General features: G+C 67.7%; 22 protein-coding genes. 13 read left to right on the top strand and 9 right to left on the bottom strand.

All coding sequences use genetic code 11. The annotated features are described in order from the left end of the window. The first annotated feature begins 249 nt into the window (after nt 1-249). Together AC1DEL_RS24620 and AC1DEL_RS24615 are read left to right on the top strand one after the other, a co-directional pair. Nucleotides 250-1161: a sensor histidine kinase gene (locus AC1DEL_RS24620; RefSeq protein ID WP_092301478.1), complete on the top strand. Its 912-nt coding sequence runs from the start codon at nt 250-252 to the stop codon at nt 1159-1161. A gap of 5 nt (nt 1162-1166) precedes the next feature. After that, on the top strand, nt 1167-1940 hold the full coding sequence (locus AC1DEL_RS24615; protein WP_092301572.1) for a LytR/AlgR family response regulator transcription factor: 774 nt from the start codon (nt 1167-1169) through the stop codon (nt 1938-1940). Nucleotides 1941-1955: 15 nt separating this feature from the next. On the opposite strand, the gene AC1DEL_RS24610 is transcribed toward AC1DEL_RS24615, so the two are convergent. Next, entirely contained in the window at nt 1956-2294 is a 339-nt protein-coding gene (locus tag AC1DEL_RS24610) for a 2TM domain-containing protein (RefSeq protein ID WP_092301475.1), read from the bottom strand. A gap of 292 nt (nt 2295-2586) precedes the next feature. Here AC1DEL_RS24610 and AC1DEL_RS24605 point away from each other — a divergent pair, with 292 nt between their 5' ends. Beyond that, nucleotides 2587-2997, top strand: a complete 411-nt coding sequence (locus AC1DEL_RS24605) for a hypothetical protein (RefSeq protein ID WP_454757648.1) — start codon at nt 2587-2589, stop codon at nt 2995-2997. 19 nt (nt 2998-3016) lie between these two features. Here the strand turns inward: AC1DEL_RS24605 and AC1DEL_RS24600 are convergent, their stop codons facing one another. The 5 genes from AC1DEL_RS24600 to AC1DEL_RS24580 form a co-directional block, all read right to left on the bottom strand. Continuing rightward, nucleotides 3017-3646, bottom strand: coding sequence for an MliC family protein (locus tag AC1DEL_RS24600; protein ID WP_441592538.1), 630 nt, complete (start codon nt 3644-3646; stop codon nt 3017-3019). A 23-nt stretch (nt 3647-3669) separates the two neighbouring features. Next, nucleotides 3670-4062, bottom strand: a complete 393-nt coding sequence (locus AC1DEL_RS24595) for a cupin domain-containing protein (protein WP_477126313.1) — start codon at nt 4060-4062, stop codon at nt 3670-3672. A gap of 485 nt (nt 4063-4547) precedes the next feature. Further along, a complete protein-coding gene (treF, locus tag AC1DEL_RS24590) occupies nt 4548-6383 on the bottom strand; it encodes an alpha,alpha-trehalase TreF (RefSeq protein WP_477126312.1) in 1836 nt (611 codons plus the stop codon). A 56-nt stretch (nt 6384-6439) separates the two neighbouring features. Next, a complete protein-coding gene (locus AC1DEL_RS24585) occupies nt 6440-6745 on the bottom strand; it encodes a HigA family addiction module antitoxin (RefSeq protein ID WP_255370996.1) in 306 nt (101 codons plus the stop codon). Nucleotides 6746-6828: 83 nt separating this feature from the next. Beyond that, entirely contained in the window at nt 6829-7770 is a 942-nt protein-coding gene (locus AC1DEL_RS24580) for a LysR substrate-binding domain-containing protein (protein WP_092301464.1), read from the bottom strand. Between the two features lie 101 nt (nt 7771-7871). Here AC1DEL_RS24580 and pcaH point away from each other — a divergent pair, with 101 nt between their 5' ends. The 7 genes from pcaH (at nt 7872) to AC1DEL_RS24545 (ending at nt 16507) form a co-directional block, all read left to right on the top strand. After that, complete coding sequence (gene pcaH, locus AC1DEL_RS24575) at nt 7872-8576, top strand: protocatechuate 3,4-dioxygenase subunit beta (protein ID WP_092301461.1); 705 nt, start codon at nt 7872-7874, stop codon at nt 8574-8576. A 4-nt stretch (nt 8577-8580) separates the two neighbouring features. Beyond that, on the top strand, nt 8581-9150 hold the full coding sequence (pcaG, locus tag AC1DEL_RS24570) for a protocatechuate 3,4-dioxygenase subunit alpha (RefSeq protein ID WP_477126311.1): 570 nt from the start codon (nt 8581-8583) through the stop codon (nt 9148-9150). A gap of 76 nt (nt 9151-9226) precedes the next feature. After that, a complete protein-coding gene (locus AC1DEL_RS24565; RefSeq protein WP_477126310.1) occupies nt 9227-10603 on the top strand; it encodes a 3-carboxy-cis,cis-muconate cycloisomerase in 1377 nt (458 codons plus the stop codon). Between the two features lie 24 nt (nt 10604-10627). Next, on the top strand, nt 10628-11797 hold the full coding sequence (gene pcaDC / locus AC1DEL_RS24560; RefSeq protein ID WP_477126309.1) for a bifunctional 3-oxoadipate enol-lactonase/4-carboxymuconolactone decarboxylase PcaDC: 1170 nt from the start codon (nt 10628-10630) through the stop codon (nt 11795-11797). A 48-nt stretch (nt 11798-11845) separates the two neighbouring features. Then, nucleotides 11846-13042 (top strand): 4-hydroxybenzoate 3-monooxygenase, encoded by a 1197-nt coding sequence (pobA, locus tag AC1DEL_RS24555; protein ID WP_477113262.1) that lies wholly within the window; start codon nt 11846-11848, stop codon nt 13040-13042. 92 nt (nt 13043-13134) lie between these two features. Further along, on the top strand, nt 13135-13689 hold the full coding sequence (locus AC1DEL_RS24550) for a lipocalin family protein (RefSeq protein WP_477126308.1): 555 nt from the start codon (nt 13135-13137) through the stop codon (nt 13687-13689). 130 nt (nt 13690-13819) lie between these two features. After that, a complete protein-coding gene (locus tag AC1DEL_RS24545) occupies nt 13820-16507 on the top strand; it encodes a tannase/feruloyl esterase family alpha/beta hydrolase (protein ID WP_477126307.1) in 2688 nt (895 codons plus the stop codon). 88 nt (nt 16508-16595) lie between these two features. Here AC1DEL_RS24545 and AC1DEL_RS24540 read toward each other — a convergent pair whose 3' ends face one another. Then, on the bottom strand, nt 16596-18287 hold the full coding sequence (locus AC1DEL_RS24540) for an ABC-F family ATP-binding cassette domain-containing protein (RefSeq protein ID WP_477126306.1): 1692 nt from the start codon (nt 18285-18287) through the stop codon (nt 16596-16598). Between the two features lie 236 nt (nt 18288-18523). Here AC1DEL_RS24540 and AC1DEL_RS24535 point away from each other — a divergent pair, with 236 nt between their 5' ends. Continuing rightward, nucleotides 18524-19456, top strand: coding sequence for an MBL fold metallo-hydrolase (locus tag AC1DEL_RS24535; RefSeq protein ID WP_092301443.1), 933 nt, complete (start codon nt 18524-18526; stop codon nt 19454-19456). Between the two features lie 100 nt (nt 19457-19556). Here AC1DEL_RS24535 and argC read toward each other — a convergent pair whose 3' ends face one another. Further along, entirely contained in the window at nt 19557-20480 is a 924-nt protein-coding gene (gene argC, locus AC1DEL_RS24530) for an N-acetyl-gamma-glutamyl-phosphate reductase (protein WP_477126305.1), read from the bottom strand. 129 nt (nt 20481-20609) lie between these two features. Here argC and AC1DEL_RS24525 point away from each other — a divergent pair, with 129 nt between their 5' ends. Further along, nucleotides 20610-21494 (top strand): LysR family transcriptional regulator, encoded by an 885-nt coding sequence (locus AC1DEL_RS24525; protein WP_441592547.1) that lies wholly within the window; start codon nt 20610-20612, stop codon nt 21492-21494. A gap of 122 nt (nt 21495-21616) precedes the next feature. Next, nucleotides 21617-22270, top strand: a complete 654-nt coding sequence (locus tag AC1DEL_RS24520; protein WP_477159206.1) for a dihydrofolate reductase family protein — start codon at nt 21617-21619, stop codon at nt 22268-22270. A 46-nt stretch (nt 22271-22316) separates the two neighbouring features. On the opposite strand, the gene AC1DEL_RS24515 is transcribed toward AC1DEL_RS24520, so the two are convergent. Continuing rightward, nucleotides 22317-23279: a LysR family transcriptional regulator gene (locus tag AC1DEL_RS24515; RefSeq protein WP_441645113.1), complete on the bottom strand. Its 963-nt coding sequence runs from the start codon at nt 23277-23279 to the stop codon at nt 22317-22319. Nucleotides 23280-23321: the final 42 nt, after the last annotated feature.

Raw genomic sequence — 23321 nt, 5'->3', positions numbered from 1 at the left:
CCGGAGGGAGAGGGGCGAAAACGGCGAGATTTCCAAGTGCCGACGGTTTGCTCCCCTCGCCCGCTTGCGGGAGAGGGGTCGGGGGAGAGGGCCGGCGCTTCCCTTCACTGGCGCCGGCAGATTGCGGCTGACGCCGCGCCGCCGTCGGTTCGCCGCGTGGGGCTGTTGCGCCGGGTGGCGCCGGTGGTAACCTCCCAGCGTTCCCGATCCGCCACAAAGCCCCCCACCGTGCGCCATTCCGATCCGCAGATGTGGCGGTCCGCCGCCGACCAACGCGCCTATGAGGAAGCCCGCCGCAACGTGCGCGCGCTGCGCGGCTTCTATATCCACCTGACGCTCTACGTGGTGGTCAACACCATCCTCGTGCTCTGGAACGTGTTCGGCGCCTCGCACCGGCCCTGGTCCGGCGCGCCGCTGCTGGGCTGGGGCCTGGGGCTGACCGCCCATGGCGTGCTGGTCTGGAGCCGCGTGGGCCTGCTCGGGCGCCGCTGGGAGGAGCGCAAGATCGCCGAGTACATGGCGCGCGAGCAGGTGCGCACGATCTCCACCGAGAAGCAGCTGGTGGAGGCGCAGATGCGGCTGCTGCAGGCCCAGATCGAGCCGCATTTCCTGTTCAACACGCTGGCCAACGTGGTGAGCCTGATCGAGCCGGCGCCGCGCAAGGCGACGCTGATGCTCGAACACTTCATCGCCTACCTGCGTGCGTCGCTGGCCGCGAGCCGGGCTACGCAGGGCACGGTGGCGCAGGAGGCCACGCTGCTGCGCGACTATCTCGCCCTGATCAAGATCCGCATGGGCGAGCGGCTCCAGTACCGGATCGACGTGGACCCGGCGCTGAACGAGGTGCCGTTGGCGCCGATGCTGCTGCAGCCGGTGGTGGAGAACGCGATCCGGCACGGGCTGGAACCGAAGATCGAGGGCGGGCACCTGACCGTGCGGCTGACGCGGCGCGGCGGGCGCATGCTGGCTTCGATCGAGGATGACGGCATGGGCTTCCGCCCATCGGCCAGCGCCGGCGTGGGGCTGTCCAACCTGCGCGACCGGCTGGCCGTGCTCTACGACGGCGAGGCACAGGTGCGCATCGAGGAGCGCTCGCCCGGCACGGCCGTCCACATCGACATTCCGCTGTCCGCCCCCTTCCGCAACGGAGAGACCCCATGACTCGGATGCCCACCGCCTTGATTGCCGATGACGAGGAGCACCTGCGCACGCATCTGCGCGGCAAGCTGGAGCGGCTGTGGCCCGAGTTGCGCATCGTGGGGGAGGCGGCCAATGGCGTGGAGGCCGCGCAGGCCATCGCACAACTGGCGCCGGCGGTGGCCTTTCTCGATATCAAGATGCCAGGGCTGTCCGGGCTGGAGGTGGCGCAGGGCATCGAGACCGACACGCGGGTGGTCTTCGTCACCGCCTTCGACCAGTACGCGCTGGACGCCTTCGAGCGCGAGGCCGTGGACTATCTCGTCAAGCCGGTGACGGACGAACGTCTGGCGCGGTCCGTGGAGCGGCTGCGCAAGGCCTTCCAGGAGGCGGCGCCGCTGCCGGAGCTGGCGCAGCTGCTGAGCCAGCTCACGCGCGGCCCGGCCCGCCCGGAGGCCGGCGCGGCGCCGCTGCGCTGGGTGCGGGCGAGCCGGGGCAACACCACCAGCCACGTGCCGATCCAGGACGTGCTGTACTTCCAGGCCGACGACAAATACGTGGTGGTGCATACGCGCGACGGCGAGCACCTGATCCGTACGCCGCTGGCCGAGCTGATGGAAGGACTCGACCCGGACACCTTCTGGCAGGTGCATCGCTCGACCATCGTCAATATGGAGTACGTGGCCGGCACGCGGCGGGATGACAGCGGGCGGCTGTTCGTGCGCCTCCAGAATCGGGAAACCAAAAGCGAGACCGAACTGCCGGTCTCGCGCGCCTACGTGCACCGCTTCCGCCAGATGTAGCGGGCGAGGGGAGGTTTAGTCGCGGTTCATGAACTGGTCGATCTTGCGGGACTCCCAGTCGCGCCCACGTTGCGAGACGCGCCACCAGACCAGCAGGCCATGGATCGTCAGCCCCAGCCCCCAGGCCAGCGTGGTGGTGAGCGGCCACGGCCAGCCGGCCTCAAGCGAGCGGTGCGCCCAGCTGGGCGACGGCATGAACAGGAAGCGGAACCAGAGCCATCCGTTCACGGCGAGGTAGATCAGCAGGTGCAGATACCAGCCGCGCAGCGCCCGGACCATGCGGTGGGCGCGCCAGTACGCCATGGCGTTCTCGTCGGCGGGGTGGGTCGGGCGGTGCATCGCGTCGTGTCGCATCGGGAACCTCATCGGAAAGGGTTGATGAGGACAAATTACGCCGCCGGCGGGTGGGATGCCAGGGCGAGGCGCCGAATCGACGGATCCGCTTCGCGAATGACCGGAACGGGGCGTCAACGACAGGGCGCGTTGCAAGGGAATTGAAAGCTTATGGCGGGTTAACGCGCGACTATCGCAGCGATTAGACGCATTGGCTGGAACAGTCTGTTGCCCATCCCGTCCATTGCATTGCAGCAATCACCACCTAATCTTCGTGGGACAGTTCTTTCGGTTACAACAAGGAGGTACCGCCATGAACCTGACGCTCGAAGCCATTCTGCCCGCCCAACGCGAAACCGGCGCGGCCGTGGGGGACTCGGTCACTGCCATTCAACACCAGGACATCGTTGTCGCGTTCTCCGCGCTGATGGCTTCGCAGCAAGTGGCGGTGCTGCACATGCTCTATCCGCGCACCGATGCGCGCACGCACCGCAGCCTCGGCCACCTGGTCAACGCGCTGCACGGCCACGGCCTGCACCGCGTGGCGGAGCTGGTGGATCAGGAAGCGCACTACCTCGTCTTCAAGGACCCGACCGAAGCCTGGCGCGCCATGCACGAGATTCGCCATGACTCGCTGGCCATCGGCGTGCACCTGTACTACAAGGGCAAGACCGGCGATGCCGCCGAGGTGGCGCTGGACGTCGACGCCCATCGCGCGCACTGACTCGGATCGCCCCGGGATCTTATTCCGGGGCCTCCACGCGGCAGGTCATGGCGGGCTTGCCCGGTAGCTCAAGCTGCGCCTCGGGGCCCTTGTCCCAGAACATCGCCTCGCCGGCGTCGGTCGTGGCCGCATAGCGGGCACCCGACGCCGCGCGCGTCTGCGACAACAGCAGCTTCTTGTCCAGCCAGGTCAGGTAGGCGTAGCCGGGTTCGGTCTGCACGAAGGTGGCCAGGATCAGCGCGTCGGCGCCGGGGCAGCGCACCGAGAACGGCCCCCGGGTGATGCCCTTGGCGTCCTGCGTGCGCGGGCCGGCGAAGTTCTGCCGCAGCAAGTGAATCCGGTCGATGTATTCGGCGGTGGTGCACGCGCGTGCGTCGCTCGCCTTCCAGCAGTCGTTGCGGCCCTTGATCCAGCCGCGCTGCTCGGCCAGCAACGTCTTCTTGCGGCTCGTGCTCATGGAGCGCGCGTCGAGCGCCAGCCCGTACAGGCGCGTCGTTTCCTTGTCGAGCTTCGCCAGCGTATCGTCCTTGCAGATCATCTGCTCGATCTGGCCTTCGGCCCGCTTGCAGTCGAAGCTGGGGCTGGCGGCGTGCCCCGCGCCTGTCAGCACGCCGAGCACGGCACCCAGCAGGATACGGCGTGGAAGCATGGCCAGACCTCCTCCGGGCGTGGTCAGCCCGCGTTGCGTTCCAGGACGACGAAGTGCTTGCGCACGGGCTCGATCACTTCAAATACCCCTTCGAAACCAGCCGGGATCACGCAGGCATCCCCGGGCCCGAACTCGCGCGTCACGCCGGCATGGTCGGTGATCCGCAGCCGGCCGCTGATGACGTGGAAAAACTCCTCCTTGCCAGCCGGAAACGCAATACGCCACGCGCCGGGCTCGCACGCCCAGATCCCACAATCGAAATCGCCCGCCGCGGCGCTGTAGTGCGTCCACGTGGTGCGATCCGGGTTGCCCTCGACAAGGCGATCCGGCCTAGGCCGGTCGTGCGTGGGCGCAGGGTCGGCGCGGAAATCGGCCAGGGCGGGTAGGGTAGGAAGGGTAGAAAGGGGTTTGGACACGGCTGTACTGGACGGAATGAATGCTCAACAAATGGCAGCCGCCAGTGTAGCCCGCCCGGTCGGCTTCGCGGGGTGGGCCACCGCACCGTCACGGATGTGCGCTTGGGGCATCACCGCTTGGTCGGGCCGTGATGCTGATGTAGCGCAAGAAAGGTCGGCGTGCGGGGGGGGGGCGCGTGGCAAAACCTGCGCGCACAAAAAAGCGGTCCCACAAAGAAATACCCCGACGCGCGGGATCGTCGGGGTAGTAAGAGTTGCCAAGTCGTTTGGGGTCGTGTCGAGTGACCCTGGGGCAAGTGTGACCTGCGCTGCTACGCCCGCCAATAACTCAGCTGAGTTATTGCGGGAAACGAGGACAAAGCTCGCAAATTCGGCTGCTGCACTGCGAGATTCTGAACAAAAGAACGAAATTCCATGATGCGCACCGAAAGGCGCCGCCAGCCCCACTGCACGCGTGGCATCACTCGTTAGGGTGATGGGCGCGGTTACCCGTTGGCGTCGCGCCGGCCGGCCGCGCTGTGCGTTGCGGGATGGTGGGGGTATTCCATGAGCAGCGCGCTTACCACGCCGTTGGTCCAGCCGAAGCCGTCCTGGAGCGGATATTCGCCGCCGCCGCCGCCCTCTGCGCCGTCCATGCGCGGCTCCAGCCGATATTTCTCGACTAGCTTGTACTCGTGGGTGTAGAGGCTGCCCACCGTGGCGAGCCAGCGGTGCGCGATCTCGTCGGCCAGCGCCTCGCAGCCGTAGCGCCGCAGCCCGTGGATGGCGATCCACTGCAACGGGGCCCAGCCATTGGGCTGGTCCCACTGCTGGCCGGAGTCCCGCTCGGTCGTAGCCAGGCCCCCTGCCTCGAGCAGCCGGGCGCCCACCACGTCGGCCACGCGCGCGGCCTGCGCGGGCGTGGCCATCCGCAGGTAGAGCGGCATCAGCGTAGCCGCCGTCAACAGTTCGCGCCGCTTGCCGCGCTGCCAGTCGAAATCGAAGAACGCGCCGGCGTCCTCGTCCCACATGGTGGCGAAGATGGCGTGGCGCCGCCGCTCGGCAGCTTCCGCATATTGCCTGGCGGAATCGGGTTCGCCGGTGGCGTTGCACAGCGCGGCCAGGCGGATTTCGGCATGCCAGAGCAGGGCGTTGAGGTCGATGGGCAGGATGCAGGTGGTGCGGATGGTGGCGAGGTCGCTCGCCGGCGCCTGGGAAAACCCGGTGGTCGCATCGGGCTGGCCATCGCACCATCGCGAACTGAAGTCCCAGCCTGACTCGGCCGCCGCACGCAGGTCGCGGTACACGATATGGTGGGGCCGGCCGCTGCGCCGCGCCGTCTCCACGTCCTCGAGGTAGGCCTCCTCGCGCGGATGGGCGCGGTCGTCCCAATAGCGGTTCAGCACCGCGCCGTCAGGCAGCCGCACCACGCGCCGGTGGGCCGCGCCGGGCCGCAGATGCGCCGCGCCGTCCATCCAGAACGCATATTCCAGCTTCAACTGCGGCAGGTAGGCGTGCGCCGCTTCGACGGCATGGTCCTCGAACAGCGTGGTCATCAGGGAGAACACGGGCGGCTGCGAGCGGGTGAGGTAATACGTGCGCGTGCCGTTGGGCACCAGCCCGTAGGTGTCGATCAGGTAGGCGAAGTTGTCCGCCATCGCGCGCAGCAGGTCATGCCGGCCGCTGGCCGCCAGCCCGAGCATCGTGAAATACGAATCCCAGTAATAGAGTTCGCGGAAGCGCCCGCCCGGCACCACGTAGGGGCGCGGCAGCGGCAGCAGCGAGCAGAGCGACGGATGCTCGGCGGGCTCGCGCGTCAGCACCGGCCACAGGCCGTCGATATGGTCGCGCAGGGAATGGTCGGGGTTGGAGACGTAGTGCTCGTCCGGAATCGATTCGCGCGCGAAGTGCGCCTGCACGAATGCCGCGAGCGAGAAATCCGCCGACTCGCGTTGCGCGCGATAGCGCTCCAGGATGACCTCCGGCGCCACCAGCGGCACGCAATCGGGAAAGGTCTTGCTGTCGGCGAACAGGCCGCTGGCCTGCACATCGACGAACAGTTCGGCGTAGCGCTCAGCCGGCGACACCGCATCGGCCGCCGCGCAGCCATGGAGCGTGCGCGGACCGGGGCAGGGGAGGTGGGTGACCGATGGCGCCAGCGCGTGGCAATGCGCGGGGCGAGGCGTGTCGGCGCAACTGGCTTGCCGCGCGCCAGCATCGGCCGCCGCCGGGCGGGTGTGGGCCACCACGTGCGGCACGGCGTGGGGCTCGGCGTGGGGCCCGGCATGAGCCTCCTGCCCGGGCGTGGCGCCGTCTCCCGCCGTCCTGCCTTGCAGTCGCATTGCCATGCCTCCCAGGGGTTTGTTTCACGGTGAGAGTCGGGGGGATTGGGCAAAGTTCAAACCGACTGGCCCTCGGCACCCGCAATGCGGGGAATGCGCTTGCGGGGCTTCTGCGCGGCCTGCCACAGGTCATAGGTCGTCTGCATGCCGCTCCACATCTCTCGGCTCGCGCCCAGTGCCTCTTCCAGCCGGATCGAGATATCAGGCGTCATGGCCGCATGGCCATTCACGATGCGCGACAGCGTGGCGCGCGTCACCCCGATATGGCGGGCGAAGCCATTCGAGTCATGCGTTGTCTCGCGTCTTTCAGTGATGGCCCGATGTTCGATTAAATCAGTTCGCCTTCGCGCCCATTTGGCCAAACGCGCGCGGATCTGTTACGAAGCGTGCAAATCCTGATGCAGTCCGTTGTCCAGCGGCGACAAACTCGCCTGCAACGCCCCCCTCACCGCCCCGCCGCAATCCCCCGAATCCCCGCCACAAATGCCTCCGCCACCGGTTCCAGTGTCCGGTCGCTGCGGCGGAGGAGGCCGATGGGTTCTTCGGTGCCTTGGGTGTCCACGGGCAGGAGGACCATTTCGCCGGCGGCGACGGCGCGGCGGGTGGCGGAGAGGGGGGCGGCCCAGACGGTGTCGCTCTGCTGCGTGAGCAGGCGGCCGAGGTAGGCGTCGGCGGTTTCCACGCAGCCTTCGGGCAGGGTGTGGCCGTGGCGTGCCAGCAGGCTCTCGGTGCTGTGGCGCGGGATCGAGCCGATGGCGGGAATCACCAGCGGCCACGCCAGCACCTCGCGCATGGTCGGGCGCGCGTTGTCGGCGAGCGGATGGCCCGCGCGCACGGCCAGCACCAGCGGCTCCGGGCCGAGCGATTCGAACCAGAGGCCTTCCATCGCGGCGGGGTCGTCCATGCGGCCGATGACGAGGTCGAGCACGTCGGCCTTGAGCAGGTCGATCAGCGTGCGGTTCATGCCGGTCTGCACGGCCAGCGCCACCTCGGGGTGCGCGGTGCGGAATTGCGCGACGGCGTCGAGCAGCAGCGCCGGCACGATGCTCGGCAGCGCGCCCAGCCGGATGCGTTCGTGGCGCGGGGCATCGGCGCCGGCCAGGCTGTCCGCCGCCGCGTCCACGTCCTCGATGATGCGCAGCGCATGGCGCAGGAAGCGCATGCCCGCCGCCGTCAGGTCCGTGCCGGCGCGCTGGCGCACCAGCAGCCGGGCGCCGACCAGTTCCTCGAGTTCGGTCAGCGTCTTGGACACCGCCGGCTGGGTCAGGCCCAGCCGCGCACCGGCCCGGCCCAGGTGCTGGGTCTGCGCCACGGTGACGAAGCAGTGCAGGTGCCGCAGCCGGATACGGGTGCGGAACAGATCGGGCGACGGATCCGATACATCCATAACTAAAAGTCATCCAAATTACGCAAAAACTCAATTTACATGACTTCCGGGGGTGCTTACAGTCTAAGTCTCGCCCCACACACCAAAACGGAGACAGCGCGATGCCCCCACGCCCCGGTCCCTACCGTCGCCCGTACTGGGACACCCAGCCCCCGTACCGCTTCGACCCCTATGGGTCCACGCAACTGCGCGCGCCGTCCCAGCCGCTGATCGCGCTGCCGCAATCGATTTCCGAACTGACTGGCCCGACTTTCGGCCCCGAATTCGTCCGTGACGGTGACAACGACCTGACCGCCGGCCATGGCGGCGAGCCGATCGGCGAGCGGATTCTCGTGACGGGCCGCGTGCTCGACGAGAACGGCCGCCCGGTGCCGCACGCGCTGATCGAGATCTGGCAGGCCAACGCCGCCGGCCGCTATGTGCACAAGCGCGACCAGCACGACGCGCCGCTCGACCCCAATTTCACGGGCGATGGCCGCACCCTGACCGATGCGCAGGGCCGCTACCAGTTCAAGACGATCAAGCCGGGTGCCTACCCTTGGCGCAATCATCACAACGCGTGGCGTCCGCAGCACATTCACTTTTCGCTGTTCGGCAATGCCTACGCCACGCGCCTGGTCACGCAGATGTATTTCCCCGGCGACCCGCTGCTCGCGTTCGACCCGATCTTCAACTGCGTGCCCGATGCCAAGGCGCGCGACCGCCTGATCGCCACGTTCGACTGGGCGACCACCTCGCCCGAATACGCGCTCGGTTACCAATTCGATATCGTGCTGCGTGGCCGCGATGCCACGCCGATGGAGTAAGGCCATGCTCTACGCTACCGCCTCCCAAACCGTTGGGCCGTACCTCCATATCGGCCTTGCCGCGCTGGACTGCGCCGACCTGACCGCCGATGCCCCCGACCTGGCCGGGCAGCGCATCGTGATCGAGGGCCGTGTGATCGATGGCCGCGGCGAGCCCGTGCCGGACGGCATGGTCGAGATCTGGCAGGCCAACCCCGCCGGCCGCTATCGGCATGAGGAAGACACCGGCGACGCGCCGCTGGTGCCCGGCTTCACCGGCTTCGGCCGCGTGCCGACCGGCCCGGATGGCGACTTCCGCTTCGTCACGGTGAAGCCCGGCCCGGTGCCGGATCTCGCCGGTGGCCTGCAGGCGCCGCACATCATGGTGTCCGTGTTCACACGCGGGCTGGTCAAGCACGTGGCCACGCGGCTGTACTTCGGCGATGAAGCCGCCGCCAACGCCGCCGACAGCGTGCTCGGCCTGGTGCCGCCCGCGCGCCGCGCCACGCTGGTTGCAGACGCCACGGCCCCCGGCACCTACCGCTGGAACGTGGTGCTGCAGGGCGCCGACGAAACCGTGTTCTTCGATATCTGACCCCGGCACGCCTCGCCCTCCGCGAGGCGTTTTGCCGCACAATCGGAGCATTCCTACCGGTCCGCCCCCGCCGACGATGCCCTCAATTTCCCGCCTGACCGATCCGATGTTCGGCAGTCCCCCCGTGCTCGCGATCTTTTCCGATACCGGCACCGTGCGGCGCATGCTCGATGCCGAGGCGGCCCTCGCGCGCGCCGAGGCGCACTGCGGCGTGATTCCCGCGCAGGCTGCTGCCGTCATCACCGAAGTCTGTGCCGATGTCGGCGTGATCGACCTTGATGCCCTCGCGCAGTCCGCCGTCGCCGCCGGCAACCTCGCCATCCCGTTCGTAAAGCAGTTGACCGCCGCCGTGGCGCGGCGCGATGCCGAGGCTGGCCGCTACGTCCATTGGGGCGCGACCAGCCAGGACATCATCGACACCGGCGCCATGCTGCAACTGGCCGATGCCCTGCAGGCCATCGATACCGACCTGCTGCGCCTGGGCGATGCCTGCGCGACGCTGGCCACCGCCCACCGGACCACGCCGATGGTGGCGCGCACCTGGCTCCAGCACGCGCTGCCCACCACCTTCGGCCTGAAGGCTGGCGGCTGGCTCGATGCGCTGCGCCGCGACGTGATCCGCCTGCGCCAGTCCGCCGATCAGGCGCGCGTGCTGCAATTCGGCGGTGCCGCCGGCACGCTGGCCAGCCTGGGCGACAAGGCGCCCGCCGTGGCCGCGCAGTTCGCCCGCGAGCTGCGCCTGGACCTGCCCGCGCTGCCGTGGCACGCGCATCGTGACCGGCTGGTGGCAGTGGCCACGGCGCTGGGCATGCTCACGGGCACGCTCGGCAAGATGGCGCGCGATCTGTCGCTGATGATGCAGACCGAAGTGGGCGAGGTGGCCGAGCCATCGGGCCCGGGCCGGGGCGGCTCCAGCACGATGCCGCACAAGCGCAACCCGGTGGGCTGCGCGGCGGTGCTGACCGTGGCCGTGCGCGTGCCGCCGCTGGTGGCGACGATGCTCGCCGGCATGGTGCAGGAGCATGAGCGCGCGCTGGGCGGCTGGCAGGCCGAGTGGGACACGCTGCCGCAAATCGTCACGCTCGCGGCCGGCGCGCTGCGCCAACTGGGCGACGTGGCGGCGGGCCTGGAAGTGGATGCCGCCCGCATGCGCGCCAATCTCGACCTGACACACGGCCTGATCCTGGGCGAGGCTGCGATGCTGGCCCTCGGCGGCCGCATCGGCCGGCTGGAGGCGCACCACGTGGTGGAAGCGGCCTCGCGCCGCGCGGGGGAGCAGGGCGAGACGCTGCGCGTGGCGCTGGCCGCCACGCTCGCCGCCCATCCCGCGCACGCCACGCTGTTGGATGACGCCGAACTGGACCGCCTCAGCGACCCGGCGCACTACGCCGGGCAGTCCGCCGCCTTCGCCGATGCCGCCGTGGCCGCCTGGCAGGCCCTGCGCGCCGCCTGACCCTATACCGACAAGGAGACCACGTTGCCCTATCTCGACCACGCCGGCGCCCGGCTGTTCTACACCGTCGATGGCCCGGACACCGCGCCCGCCATCGTCTTTTCCAACTCGCTGGGCACCGATCACACGATGTGGCAGCCGCAGGCCGCCGCGCTGGCGGGCCGCTTCCGCGTGGTGCGCTACGACGTGCGCGGCCACGGCCGCTCCACCGCGCCCGAGGGCGCCATCACGGTGGACGTGCTGGGCCGCGACGTGGTGGCCATCCTCGACGCCCTGCAGATCGGGCAGGCCGTGTTCTGCGGCCTGTCGATGGGCGGCCTTACCGGCATGTGGCTGGGCGCGCATGCGCCGGAGCGCTTCAGCCGCATCGTGCTGGCCAACACGGCGGCCAAGATCGGCACGGCAGACGCCTGGAACAGCCGCATCGACATGGTGCTGCGCGACGGCATGGCGCCGCTGACTGATGCCTCGCTGCAACGCTGGTTCACGCCGGGCTTCCTCGCCACCGCCGGCCATGCGCTCGATGACCTGCGCGCGGTGCTCGCTGGCCTCGACCCGCGTGGCTACGCCGGTAGCTGCGGCGCCGTGCGCGACGCGGACCTGCGCGAGGCCGTGAAGACCATCCCCGTGCCGGTGCTGGTGATTGCGGGCAGCGACGATCCATCGACCACGGCGGCGCAGGGCCGCGAACTCGCCGCCGCCATCCCCGGGGCGATCTATGTCGAACTGCACGCCGCGCACCTGTCCAACCGCGAGCAGCCGGGCCGCTTCACTGCCGCGCTGCTCGACTTCATCCTCGGCCGCCGCCCGGTGACCGACGACGCCGCGCGCTATGAGGCCGGGCTATCGGTGCGGCGCGACGTGCTGGGCAGCGCCCACGTGGACCGCTCGCTGCAACGGATCTCGCCGCTGACCGAGGAATTCCAGAACCTGATTACCCGCTATGCCTGGGGCGAGATCTGGACGCGCGAGGGCCTGCCGCGCCATACGCGCAGCCTGATCACGATTGCGATGATGGTGGCGCTGAATCGCTCGGAGGAGTTGAAGCTCCATCTGCGCGCCGCCGCCAACAACGGCGTCACGCGCGACGAGATCAAGGAAGTGCTGTTGCAGACCGCGATCTATTGCGGCGTGCCGGCGGCGAATTCGGCGTTCCACATGGCGGAGGAGGTCTTCGCCGAGCTTGACCGGTAGTTGGTAGTCAGCCGCACACCATAAAAAAAGCGGATCGGGAGACAGGCCATGGGTCAGCAGGGCAACGGCGTGCCGCGCGCCACGCGCGTGGCGATCATCGGAGCAGGGCCGGCCGGGCTGTTGCTCGGGCAACTGCTTACCGTGGCCGGCATCGACAACGTCATCATCGAGCAGCGCAGCGCCGAACACGTGCTGGGGCGCATCCGCGCCGGCATCCTCGAATCGGTGACCGTGGATGCGCTCACGCGCGCCGGCGTGGACCAGCGGCTGCGCGCGGAGGGGCTGCGGCACCATGGCATCGAGCTGTCGTACCAGGGCGCGCGCCACCGCATCGACTTCCACGCGCTGATTGGCCGCGACGTCACGGTGTATGGCCAGACCGAGGTCACGCGGGACCTGATGGCGGCGCGCGCAGCGTCTGGCATGCCCATCGTCTACGAGGCCACCGAGGTCTCCCTGCACGATTTCGATACGGACCGGCCCCGCGTGACCTTCCGCCACGCCGGCAGCGCGCACGAACTGGCCTGCGACTATGTGGCCGGCTGCGATGGCTTCCATGGCGTGAGCCGGGCCAGCGTGCCGGAGGCATCGACACGGATCTTCGAGCGGGTCTATCCGTTCGGCTGGCTCGGCGTGCTGTCCGAGACGCCGCCGGTGGCGGACGAACTGATCTACGCCAGCCACGAACGCGGGTTTGCGCTGTGCAGCATGCGGTCGAAGACGCGCAGCCGCTACTACGTGCAGGTGCCGGCCACGGAGCGCGCGGAGAACTGGTCCGATGCGCGCTTCTGGGACGAACTGCGCGCCCGGCTCGACCCCGCCGCCGCGCAGGCGCTGGTCACCGGCCCGAGCATCGAGAAAAGCATCGCGCCGCTGCGCAGCTTCGTCTGCGAGCCGATGCGCTTCGGGCGCCTGTTCCTGGCGGGCGATGCCGCCCATATCGTGCCGCCCACCGGCGCCAAGGGGCTGAACCTGGCCGCCAGCGACGTGCTGTACCTCGCCGACGGGCTGATCGCCCAGTACCAGCACGGCGATCCGGCCGAACTCGACGCCTATTCAGCGAAATGCCTGCGGCGCGTGTGGAAGGCGGAGCGGTTCTCGTGGTGGATGACCGCGCTGCTGCACCGCTTCCCCGATGCCGATGCGTTCGCGCATCGCATCCAGCAGGCCGAACTCGACTATCTGGTCGGCTCCGAGGCTGCCTGCCGGGCGCTGGCCGAGAACTACGTGGGGCTGCCGGCGTAGGACGCTTGCCGAGGCGCAAGTCGTCTGCCGGCGGACAGCAGGGGGCGGCGATGGCACGCGACAATGGCGCTATCGCCCCTCGGAGGTCCACCATGAAGCGTGTCGTGCTCGGGCTTGCTGCCCTCGTTGCCCTCACCACTGCCGCGCTGGTCCCGGCGCGCGCCGAGCCGGCCGCGCCGCTGGCGCCCATCGCCTCGCTCGACGTGGCCCGCTACATGGGCACGTGGTACGAAATCGCCAAATACCCGAACCGCTTCCAGCGCCAGTGCGCCGGCCACACCACGGCGCAGTACGCGGCGCGGTCCGATGGACGCGTCGATGTGGTGAACCGCTGCCGCAAGGCGGATGGGACGAGCGATGACGCCACCGGCGTGGCCCGGCCGGTGGGGGAGGCCGGCACGCCGAAGCTGGAGGTGCGATTCGCCCCGGCGTGGCTGTCCTTCCTGCCGTGGGTCTGGGGCGACTACTGGGTCATCGACCTCGACCCCGGCTACACGTTGGCCGCCGTCAGCGAGCCTAGCCGCGAGTACCTCTGGATTCTCTCCCGCACGCCCACGGTGGAGTCCGGCGCCTATCAGGCGCTGCTGCGCCGGCTGGAGGCGAAGGGCTTCGACATCACCCGGCTCCAGGCTACGCCGCAGGATTGACGCCCTCCATCCATATTCACGAAGTATGGATGCGCCATCCGACATATATTTTACGTAGCACCAAGCCGGTGATACCGTCTCGCTCCAACATGCGGCACAAGCACCGCATGCGCTTGGAGGAGACCACAACATGACATCCGGATCGAACGTCCGGCGGCGCCTGGCGCTGCTGGCGGCCGCCTGTGCGGCCACTGCATTGATGGCCGCGTGCGGCGGTGGCGACGACGCCCCGACGGCGTCGGGCGGGGCGCCCAGCACCGGCGCCCCCGGCACTGACAACCCCGACATCCCGACCCAGCCGACCCAGCCGACGTTAAGCGCGCTGGAGGCCTGCAACGCGCTGAACGGCGCCAGCCTGCCGGCCTCGGCGCTGACGCTGGCCTCGGGCGGCGCCACGGTCAAGGCGGCTACGCTGGTTGCCGCCGATGCCACCGGCAACACGCTCGGCGAGTACTGCCAGGTGCGCGGCACCATCGCTCCCGTGGACGCTGCCGCGTCCAACATCAACTTCGCGGTGAACCTGCCCACGCAGTGGAACGGCAAGGGCATCCAGTTCGGCGGCGGCGGGTTCGACGGCACGCTGATCGACGGCACCGAGACCGTACGCTTCGCGCTGCCGGACGACCCGGCGCCGCTGGCGCGCGGCTACGCCACCTGGGGCGATGATTCCGGCCACCAGAGCACCAGCATCACCGATGGCCGCTTCGCCACCAACGACGAGCAGCTCGCCAACTATGGTGGCGACACGCTCAAGAAAACCCATGACGTGGCCCTGGCGATGATCCGCCAGCGCTATGGCCGTGCGCCCACGCGGGCGTACTTCCTCGGCACCTCCACGGGCGGGCGGGATGCGCTGAGCTACATCCAGCGCTGGCCGGCCGACTACGACGGCGTCATCGCCAACGAGCCGGCGCTCAACTACACCGGCACGCGCCTCTCCAACGTGGCCGTGGGCCGCGCGCTCTACCTGAACGGCGGCGCCGGCTGGCTCAACATCAACAAGACGCTGATGGTGCAAGCCGCTGCCATGGCCGCCTGCGACACGCTGGACGGCGTGGCCGACAAGGTGGTCAGCAATGTCGAGGGCTGCCGTCTGGGCGCGATGCAGGTGCTGGCCAATTTGCGCTGCCCCGGCGGTACGGACACGGGCGACACCTGTCTCTCGGATGCGCAGATTGCCACCGTCAAGATCATCGAGCAGCCGCTCCAGCTGACCTACCCGCTGGCCAACGGCGTGACCGTGGCCGGCGGCTACAACATCCTGGAAGGCGCGCTGGTGGCGGGGCCGTTCACCACACGTGACCTCGGCACGCGGCCAGTGCCCGGCAATCCGGCCACCACGGCGGATTCGAACATGTACCTGACCGGCGACCAGTGGGTGAAGTACTTCGTCACCCGCGCCGCCACGTTCGACGCGCTGACCTTCGACCCCGCCAGCCCGGGTAGCTGGACCTCGCGCGTGCAGACCGTCTCGGCGCTGACCGATGCCACCAACCCGGACCTGTCCGCGTTCCTGGCGAAGGGCGGCCGGCTGATCCTGCTGCACGGGCTGGCCGACGAGGTCATCAGCCCCAACTCGACCATCGCCTGGTACAAGGCCGTGATCGCGCGGGTGGGGCAGGCGGCGGTGGACCAGGGCATCACGTTCTACACGGTGCCGGGCATGGGCCATGGCACGGGCAGCTTCCTGCCGGCGTGGAACTCCCTGACCGCACTCGAGAACTGGGTGGAGATGGGCGTGGCGCCGGGCCAGCGTACGGTGATGGACACCAACGCCGGCACCTATGGCCGCACGCGGCCGCTGTGCCAGTATCCGGCTTGGCCGAAGTACAAGGGCTCGGGCAGCCAGGACGCGTCCATCAACTACACCTGCGAGGGGGCGTCGGGCATCGTGCAGTCCTGCCTGAACCTGCCGGCCGTGGCTACCACGTGGAAGGGCGGCAATACCAACGGCGAGGAACTGTCGGTGCGTGTGGACCCGGCCACCCTCCAGTACACCGTGACGATCGATGCCAGCCTGCAACGGACCGCCGGCGTGACGCGCACCGGCCAGCTTGTCTCGCAGGGCGGGTGCACTTATGCCAGCGACGAGAACGGCGCCAACTTCACCTTCACCGGCGGCGGGGTGCTGGCGGGCGGGGTGAGGCCGCTCTCGGGCGCTGGCTTCCTGCCGCTGGTGGCCTTCCAGACCGTGTCGTCGGACTTCAAGGCGGTGGCCGACATCTACAACGTCAATGGCGTGCAGACGGCGGTGGCGGGTGGCGCGGTGACACTGCGTACCGGCTCGGCACGGCTGCGCTCGTCGGCAGCCACGTGGCAGACCTGCTCGGCAACGGCGGCGGGCGGTTTCATGGTCTATGACGCGGCCTGCGCCAACACCAGCAAGGGCTACATTGTCTGGAACCCGGCGCGCAACGCGTTCGACTACTTCGTGGGCGGCACCATCGCCGCCGGCGACGGCGTGCTGAGCGGGTCGCTGATCAGCGGCATCATCAACGGCAAGCCGGTGCCGCTGGTCCTCACGCGCTCGGCCACGGCCTACGGGATGAACGTGTACGCCTCGCAGCCCACGGCACCGCTGACGGCGGGCGCCGCCGATGGCCGGTATCGCTTGATGGGCACCGATGGCAGCCAGGTCAGCGCCGACCTCAACGCTACGGCCATCGTGCGCGACGGCGCCTCGGGCGTGCTGACCTACAACCAGCCGGTGGCGGGCGTGCTCGACGCCTCGGGCGGGGTGGTGGCGTCGTACCTGTCGAACGGTGGCCTGCTGATCGGTACGTCGGCGGGACGGTTCGAGCTGGGGTTACTGAATTGATGTGATGCGGTGATGACGAAAAGGCGGGCCTTGATGGCCCGCTTTTAGCGCTCCTTTTTGGGCGGTAGCGCCGGCCCCCGCCCGCGATTCATTCCGCTATCAACTTCCAATGTCTTCCGTCTGACTCCAGCCGGTGCGTCAATCGAAGCGACTGCAGGAAACGTGTGTCGTGAGAGGCCACGACCAGGGCGCCGGGATAATCGTCCAATGCCTGCTCTACCGCCTGGATGGATTCCAGATCGACGTGATTGGTCGGCTCGTCCAGCAATAGCAGTTGCGCGGGCTCGGTGCTCCACAGCACGCACGCCAGCGCACCCTTGAGTCGCTCACCGCCGCTCAACGCACCGGACGGCAGGTTCACAAGGTCGGCGTTCAAGCCCAGCAGCGAAAGATGGCTGCGCAATACCCCGTCCGGCAGCGGCGTTTCCAGTTCATGCAGGCGTTCGAGAACCGACAGGTGGGGTGGCAACACGCTGGTCGCTCGCTGATCGAGCCATGCGCTGCGCACGCCGGTCTGGCAAATGCCAGAGACCGGGGCAATGGTGCCCGCCAACATCTTCAGCAACGTTGTCTTGCCGCTGCCATTCGGACCGGTCACGGCGACGCGCACGGGTCCCGCCAGCGTCAGCGTAAGGGGCGCACTGTCTTCCGGAAACGGCGCGACGGCGTCTTCCAGATGGATCACGCGTTTGCCAGCCGCAATGGCAGTTGCTGGCAGGATAAGTGCGACAGCTTTGTCGGGCTCGATTCGACGTGCTGCCAATTGAACCGCCTCGTCGAGCTTGACCTGCACGTCCTGCTGGCGAAGTCGCTGCCGGCCTGCAAATACCTCTGCGCCATCCTTGCGGCGGCCCATGGCGATCCCCGGAAGATTCGCGTCCTTTGCGCCTTTCGTCTGACGTGCGGTGCGGCGCTGTTGGGCGTCATGTTGACGCTGCGCCGCACGCTCGGCGGCGTCGCGATCCGTCCTTGCGCGGTTGAGCGAAGCCTGCGCCGCCGCCGCTTCGGTGCTGCGCTGAGCCTGATAGAGCGTGTAATTGCCGCCGTAACTGCGCATCCCGCCCGGTGTCAGTTCGACGATGCGGTCCATCAGGTCCAGCAATTCCCGGTCGTGACTGACGAGAATCAGGCCGCCGGTCCATCGCTGCAACTTGTCACGCAGCCATTCGCGCGCGGTGTGATCCAGGTGGTTCGTGGGTTCGTCGAGGACCAGGCCCTCGGCGTCGGAAAGGAAGGCCCCTATCAACGCCACGCGGGTGAGTTCGCCACCGCTCAGCGATCCCGCCAGCCCTTTTGGGTGCAGGTGCGGCAGTCCGCTGTCCGTCAGCGCCTGCTCCAGACTGGCGCGGATATGCCACCGTCCATCGAGTAAATCGAAGTCGGTGGGATGCGGCGTACCGCCTTCCATTCGCGCCAGCGCATCGAGAATTGGTGTCAATCCGGCGACATCGGCAACCGTCGCGCCTTTTGCGGGGACGATTTCCTGCGGCACGTAGGCGACCGTGCCATGGCGCGTGACCTGCCCGGTCTCCGGCTGGAACAAACCGACCAACACCCTCGCCAGCACACTCTTGCCCGCGCCATTCCGGCCGAGCAAGCCGGTACGCTCGCGCTGGAAGGTGTCATTCAGATCGTGTAGGAGCGTCCTGCCGTCCGGCAACGTCACCGTGACATGCCGCACGGAGATGGAGAAACCCGTGGCGTCCGGTGGGAGGCCATCGGAAGCAACGGGAGGCGCAAGCGTTAATACCCCAAGGGCTTCGCGTTCGATATCCGCCATAGTCGAATTCAAATGTTGATACAGCCGAGTGTCTCACGAAGGCCGGCGATTGTTGCCGCCAGGACAACATGCTGAGGGCCTTCACGATACTACTGGCGCCGGCTCCCCCTGACTACACTGCGTCACACGGTAGGTCGAATCGCGAGCACAACGAAGCGCGCGAATTTCGCGGTCGTTCTCGTCCACCGCGCCGCCTCACGCGGCTCACCCCACGCAAACCAACAGGACTACTGAAAATGAGCGAAACAATCCACAATGTGCAGCCGGTTATCGCCAACGTTGGCAAAGAAGGTTTTGGCGAACTCGTGTCTTCCCGCTACGCCGTGCGCGTGGGTGACGTCGACGTCCTGCTGATCAGCGATGGGGTTCTGCCGCTGCCGACCTCCACCATGTCCACCAACGTGAAGGAAGCCGACCGCAACGAATGGTTCGACGATCGCTTCCTGCAGCGCGACATGTTCGACTGGGCGCTGAATATCGCCCTCGTGCGCAGCGGCGACCGTCTGATCCTGGTCGACTCCGGTGTGGGCGACGGTTTCGAATACTTCTCGCGCGCCGGTCGCTCGGTGCTGCGCCTGGAAACGGCTGGCATCGACCTCGCAGCCATCACCGACATCGTGATTACCCATATGCATATGGACCACGTCGGCGGGCTGAATGTGGATGGCGTCAAGGCCAAGCTGCGCCCGGACGTGCGCATTCACGTGGCGGCCGCGGAAGTGGAGTTCTGGAAGAACCCGGACTTTAGCAAGACCGTGATGCCGGAAGCGGTGCCGCCCGCGCTCCGCAAGGCCGCCGCAACGTTCGTGGAACTCTACAGCAAGAACATCGTGCAGTTCGGCCAGACCGTGCAAGTGGCGGCGGGCGTGTCGGCGCGCGTGACCGGTGGCCACACGCCGGGACACTGCGTGGTGGACGTCGCATCGAAGGGCGAGAAGCTGACGTTCGTCGGCGACGCGATCTTCGAGGTCGGCTTCGAGCATCCCGCATGGCAAAACGGCTTCGAGCACGAGCCTGAAGTGGCCACGGAAGTCCGCATCGCGCTGCTCGATGAAGCCGCCGAAACCGGCTCCATGCTGGCCGCCGCGCACATCGCGTTCCCGTCCATCGGTCATATTGCGAAGAACGGTGATGCCTACCGCTTCGTGCCGGTGCAGTGGGATTACTGATATCGGTTGCACTGACGACTGTCAAAGAAGCCGCCGCGAGTTCACAAGACTCGCGGCGGTTTTTTTTCATCGCATGCTGGACGAATGCGCGACGCGTCTTCTACGCGAGCATCAGGTCCAGGTTTTGAATTGCGGCGCCGGATGCGCCCTTGCCGAGATTATCGAAGACCGCAGACAGGAGAACGTGCCCGTGCGCCATGCCGGGAAATACGCTCAAGCGCATGTCGTTTGTGCCGTTCAGCATTTGCGGATCCAGCTGCTTTACGGCGCTCGATTCTTGCAGCGGCAAGACATGTACGTGGTCCGTCTTGGCATAGTGGCGCGCGAGGCAGGCGTGCAACGTGGCGCCATTTGCGCCGGGTGCCAGCAGCCGCAACGTTAGCGGCACCGTCAGCACGATGCCCTGGCGGAACGCTCCGTATGCAGGGACGAAAATGGGCGGCTGCGCGAGCCCGGCGTGCTGCTGGATCTCCGGCGTGTGCTTGTGCGCGAGTTCCAGGCCATAGACCTGATATGAAGGCGCGTTAGCGGCTCCCGGCCCCTCATATTCCTCCACGCCGGCGCGTCCGCGTCCGGAGTAGCCCGATACCGCATGAATGCTGATGGGGTAATCGCCCGGTATCAGCCCCGCTTGCACCAACGGACGCAGCAGGCCAATCGCACCGGTCGGATAGCACCCAGGGTTGGTGACCCGACGTGCGTTGGCAATGCGCTCGGCCTGCCCCGGCGCCATCTCCGGAAATCCGTAAGTCCAGTCCGGCTGTGTACGGTGGGCGGAGCTTGCGTCGATGACGCGAACCGCAGGATTGACGATGGTGGCCACTGCCTCGCGCGCGGCGGCATCCGGCAAACAGAGGATGGCGATGTCGCAGGCGTTGATGGCTTCTGCGCGACGCCGCAAATCCTTGCGCTCCGCAGCAGCAAGCGTAATCAGCCTGATGTCGGTCCGGTTACGGAGCCGTTCGTGGATGAGCAAGCCGGTTGTGCCCTGGTCGCCATCGATGAAAACAACGGGAGAGCTCATACGTGAAAGACTCCGCTGACTTTGGGTTGTAAGAAATAGAGAGAAGCCTCATATTGCGTGGACCACTACAATAGAGAAAGTTGAATTTCATAACCTGAACATTCAGTTTTCCTGAACCTGGACGCCGACATGCGAGAGATCAGCCTGGACCGCCTGCGCACGCTGGTCGCCATTGCAGACCGCGGCTCATTTGCCGAAGCGGCGCGTGCATTGCACCTGGCGCCGCCAACGGTCAGCCTTCATATCGCTGAACTGGAAGACCGCATTGGGGCGCCACTCCTGTCGCGGAAGCGCGGACATGTCAGGCCGTCGGCGATAGGGGAGGTGCTGGTGGAGCGCGCGCGTCGACTGCTGGCCGATGCGGAGCAGGCGTTGGATGATATTCAACGCCAGGTGCAAGGGCTCGAAGGGCGCGTGCGGCTCGGTGCGTCGACTGGCGCGATCGCGCATCTGTTGCCGCAAGCGCTTGAAGTGCTGCGCCAGCACCATCCCGCCATCGACATTCAGGTTGCGGTGCTGACTTCACATGAAACCTTGTCCCGACTGGCGGATGGGACGCTGGACGTTGGGCTGGTCGCACTCCCTCAGCCCCCGGTGGCTGGACTCGTGATCAAGCCTTGGCGGCGCGACCCCGTGATGGCCTTTGTGCCGGCGCATTGGCAGTGTCCGGCCCGCGTCACGCCTGATTGGCTCGCTGCCCAACCTCTCATTCTCAATGACGCGACCACGCGTCTTTCACGTCTGACTGCGGAGTGGTTCGCGGCCGGGGGGTGTCATCCTGCGCCTCGCATTCAGCTCAACTACAACGACGCGATCAAGAGTCTGGTAGCGGCAGGTTACGGCGCCGCGCTGTTGCCTCATGAGGCGACGTCGCCATTGCCCGACACGCGCATTGTCATGCGTCCGTTGCGCCCGGCGCTGTGGCGTCGGCTCGGCATTGCACATCGTGCGGGGTACGTTGAGCGTTCGACGCAACACGTGCTTGATATGTTGCGGGATCTGCGCTTGGCGTAGGCGTTGTCCTTTTCCGCTGCATCGTCGCACCGTCCAATGGCACAATTTGTGGATCCAGTCCCGCATCTGAACAACAGGATGACTTATGTATCACCTGTCAGGCGTCTACCCGGAGGAAAACGATGGCACGCGTTCGCGTTGAAGGCTTTACCATTTCGCTCGACGGATACGGAGCGGGTCCGAACCAAGACCTCAGCCATCCGCTCGGCGTTGGCGGGACGGAACTCCACCAGTGGCTAGTCCCGACACGCACCTTCCAGCAAGCCTTGTTCGGCAAGGAAGGCGGTACGACCGGGATTGACGACGATTTCGCCGCCCGAAGCTTTCAGAATGTCGGCGCCTGGATTCTTGGGCGGAACATGTTCGGACCCATTCGTGGGGATTGGCCGGACGAAAGCTGGAAAGGCTGGTGGGGAGATAGTCCGCCTTACCACGTTCCGGTCTTCGTCCTGACCCATCATGCTCGGCCTTCCATCGAGATGGAAGGCGGCACCACGTTCCACTTCATAACAGGCGGCATTCGCGAGGCGCTCGACCGTGCACGCGACGCCGCTGCCGGCATGGACGTGCGGATCGGCGGTGGGGCGCATACGATCCGGCAGTATCTTTGCGAGGGCCTGATTGACGAGCTGCACATTGCAATCTCCCCGGTCCTGCTTGGGCGGGGAGAGTCGCTGTTCGACGGGGTTGACCTGGTGGCGCTGGGATACCAATGCGTGAAATCCGTAGCGTCGGAGAAGGCTACGCATGTGATCCTGCGGCRCCAGGCGCGCTAGGACGCCTAGTCACGCGTTGAAGGCCGACATTACTGAAGGGCCGATTTCAGTCCGGCAACGCCTCGCCCACCGCGTCCCGATCCTTCCTGTGCTTGGCCGCAATCCGATGGGTCAGCGCCACCAGCGCCGCAACGGCCGGGTCGGCGTCGTTGGCCCGGTAGCCAAGGGTGAGCGGGGCGCGCAGGCGGTCGGTCTCGACCATGCGGCAGTAGGCCACGCCGTGGCGGTTGAGGCCGGCCATCGAGGCCGGCACCACGCTCACGCCGGCGCCAGCCGCCACCAGATTGAGGTTGGTCAGCATCCGTTCCACCTCGGCGCCGATGCGCGGCGTGAAGCCCAGCGCCTCGCATTCGCGCAGCAGGTCGCCGTACATGCCCGGCGCGCCGGGCCGGCGGACCAGGATGAACGGATCGCCCTTCAGTTCGCGCAGTGACACCGGCGTGCCGGCGGCCACGCCTTCGGCCGCCCGGCGGCGCAGCAGCGCGTGGTCCAGCGGCAGGGCGATCACCATTTCCTCCTCGAGCAGGAGGTCGAAGCGCACGCCTTCCGGGTGTTGCACCGGGGCGCGCAGCAGCGCCGCGCTGAGCGTGCCATCGGCCAGTTGCTCGATGGCTTCGGCCGCGTTGCGCTCGGTCAGGGAGAGCGTCACGCGCGGAAACTGCCGCCGGCACGCGCGTAGCACCTCGGGGGTGAGCTTGTGCGCCGCCGCCGAACTGGTGAAGCCGATGGCCAGCGCGCCTTCGTCGCCGCGCGCCATGCGCTGCATGCGCGCGCGCATTTGCTCGATACGGGCGAACAACTCCACGGCGTCGCCATGGAGCGCGGTCCCGGCGGCGGTCAGGGCCACGCCGCGCGGCTGGCGGTCGAACAGGGACACGCCCAGCTCGGTCTCCAGCGCCTTCAACTGCTGGGAGAGCGGGGGCTGCTGGATGCCCAGCTGCTCGGCGGCGCGGGTCACGGAGCCGGTTTCGGCCACGGCCAGGAAATAACGCAGGTGTCTCAGTTCCATCGGTGGTCCGATATGTCGTGAATATGGCAGATGCCGAAAGCA

This window comes from Cupriavidus sp. 10L43_2 (assembly GCF_056395265.1).
Note: the sequence above shows the minus strand (reverse complement) of the source record. Positions and strands in the feature narration are given on the sequence as shown.

Bases quoted from the DNA above. Each gene is read 5' to 3' on its own strand.
- AC1DEL_RS24620 (WP_092301478.1), top strand. From the start codon at position 250: ATGTGGCGGTCCGCCGCCGACCAACGCGCCTATGAGGAAGCCCGCCGC.
- AC1DEL_RS24615 (WP_092301572.1), top strand. From the start codon at position 1,167: ATGCCCACCGCCTTGATTGCCGATGACGAGGAGCACCTGCGCACGCAT.
- AC1DEL_RS24610 (WP_092301475.1), bottom strand. From the start codon at position 2,294: ATGCGACACGACGCGATGCACCGCCCGACCCACCCCGCCGACGAGAAC.
- AC1DEL_RS24605 (WP_454757648.1), top strand. From the start codon at position 2,587: ATGAACCTGACGCTCGAAGCCATTCTGCCCGCCCAACGCGAAACCGGC.
- AC1DEL_RS24600 (WP_441592538.1), bottom strand. From the start codon at position 3,646: ATGCTTCCACGCCGTATCCTGCTGGGTGCCGTGCTCGGCGTGCTGACA.
- treF (WP_477126312.1), bottom strand. From the start codon at position 6,383: ATGCGACTGCAAGGCAGGACGGCGGGAGACGGCGCCACGCCCGGGCAG.
- AC1DEL_RS24580 (WP_092301464.1), bottom strand. From the start codon at position 7,770: ATGGATGTATCGGATCCGTCGCCCGATCTGTTCCGCACCCGTATCCGG.
- pcaH (WP_092301461.1), top strand. From the start codon at position 7,872: ATGCCCCCACGCCCCGGTCCCTACCGTCGCCCGTACTGGGACACCCAG.
- pcaG (WP_477126311.1), top strand. From the start codon at position 8,581: ATGCTCTACGCTACCGCCTCCCAAACCGTTGGGCCGTACCTCCATATC.
- AC1DEL_RS24565 (WP_477126310.1), top strand. From the start codon at position 9,227: ATGCCCTCAATTTCCCGCCTGACCGATCCGATGTTCGGCAGTCCCCCC.
- pobA (WP_477113262.1), top strand. From the start codon at position 11,846: ATGGGTCAGCAGGGCAACGGCGTGCCGCGCGCCACGCGCGTGGCGATC.
- AC1DEL_RS24550 (WP_477126308.1), top strand. From the start codon at position 13,135: ATGAAGCGTGTCGTGCTCGGGCTTGCTGCCCTCGTTGCCCTCACCACT.
- AC1DEL_RS24545 (WP_477126307.1), top strand. From the start codon at position 13,820: ATGACATCCGGATCGAACGTCCGGCGGCGCCTGGCGCTGCTGGCGGCC.
- AC1DEL_RS24540 (WP_477126306.1), bottom strand. From the start codon at position 18,287: ATGGCGGATATCGAACGCGAAGCCCTTGGGGTATTAACGCTTGCGCCT.
- AC1DEL_RS24535 (WP_092301443.1), top strand. From the start codon at position 18,524: ATGAGCGAAACAATCCACAATGTGCAGCCGGTTATCGCCAACGTTGGC.
- argC (WP_477126305.1), bottom strand. From the start codon at position 20,480: ATGAGCTCTCCCGTTGTTTTCATCGATGGCGACCAGGGCACAACCGGC.
- AC1DEL_RS24525 (WP_441592547.1), top strand. From the start codon at position 20,610: ATGCGAGAGATCAGCCTGGACCGCCTGCGCACGCTGGTCGCCATTGCA.
- AC1DEL_RS24515 (WP_441645113.1), bottom strand. From the start codon at position 23,279: ATGGAACTGAGACACCTGCGTTATTTCCTGGCCGTGGCCGAAACCGGC.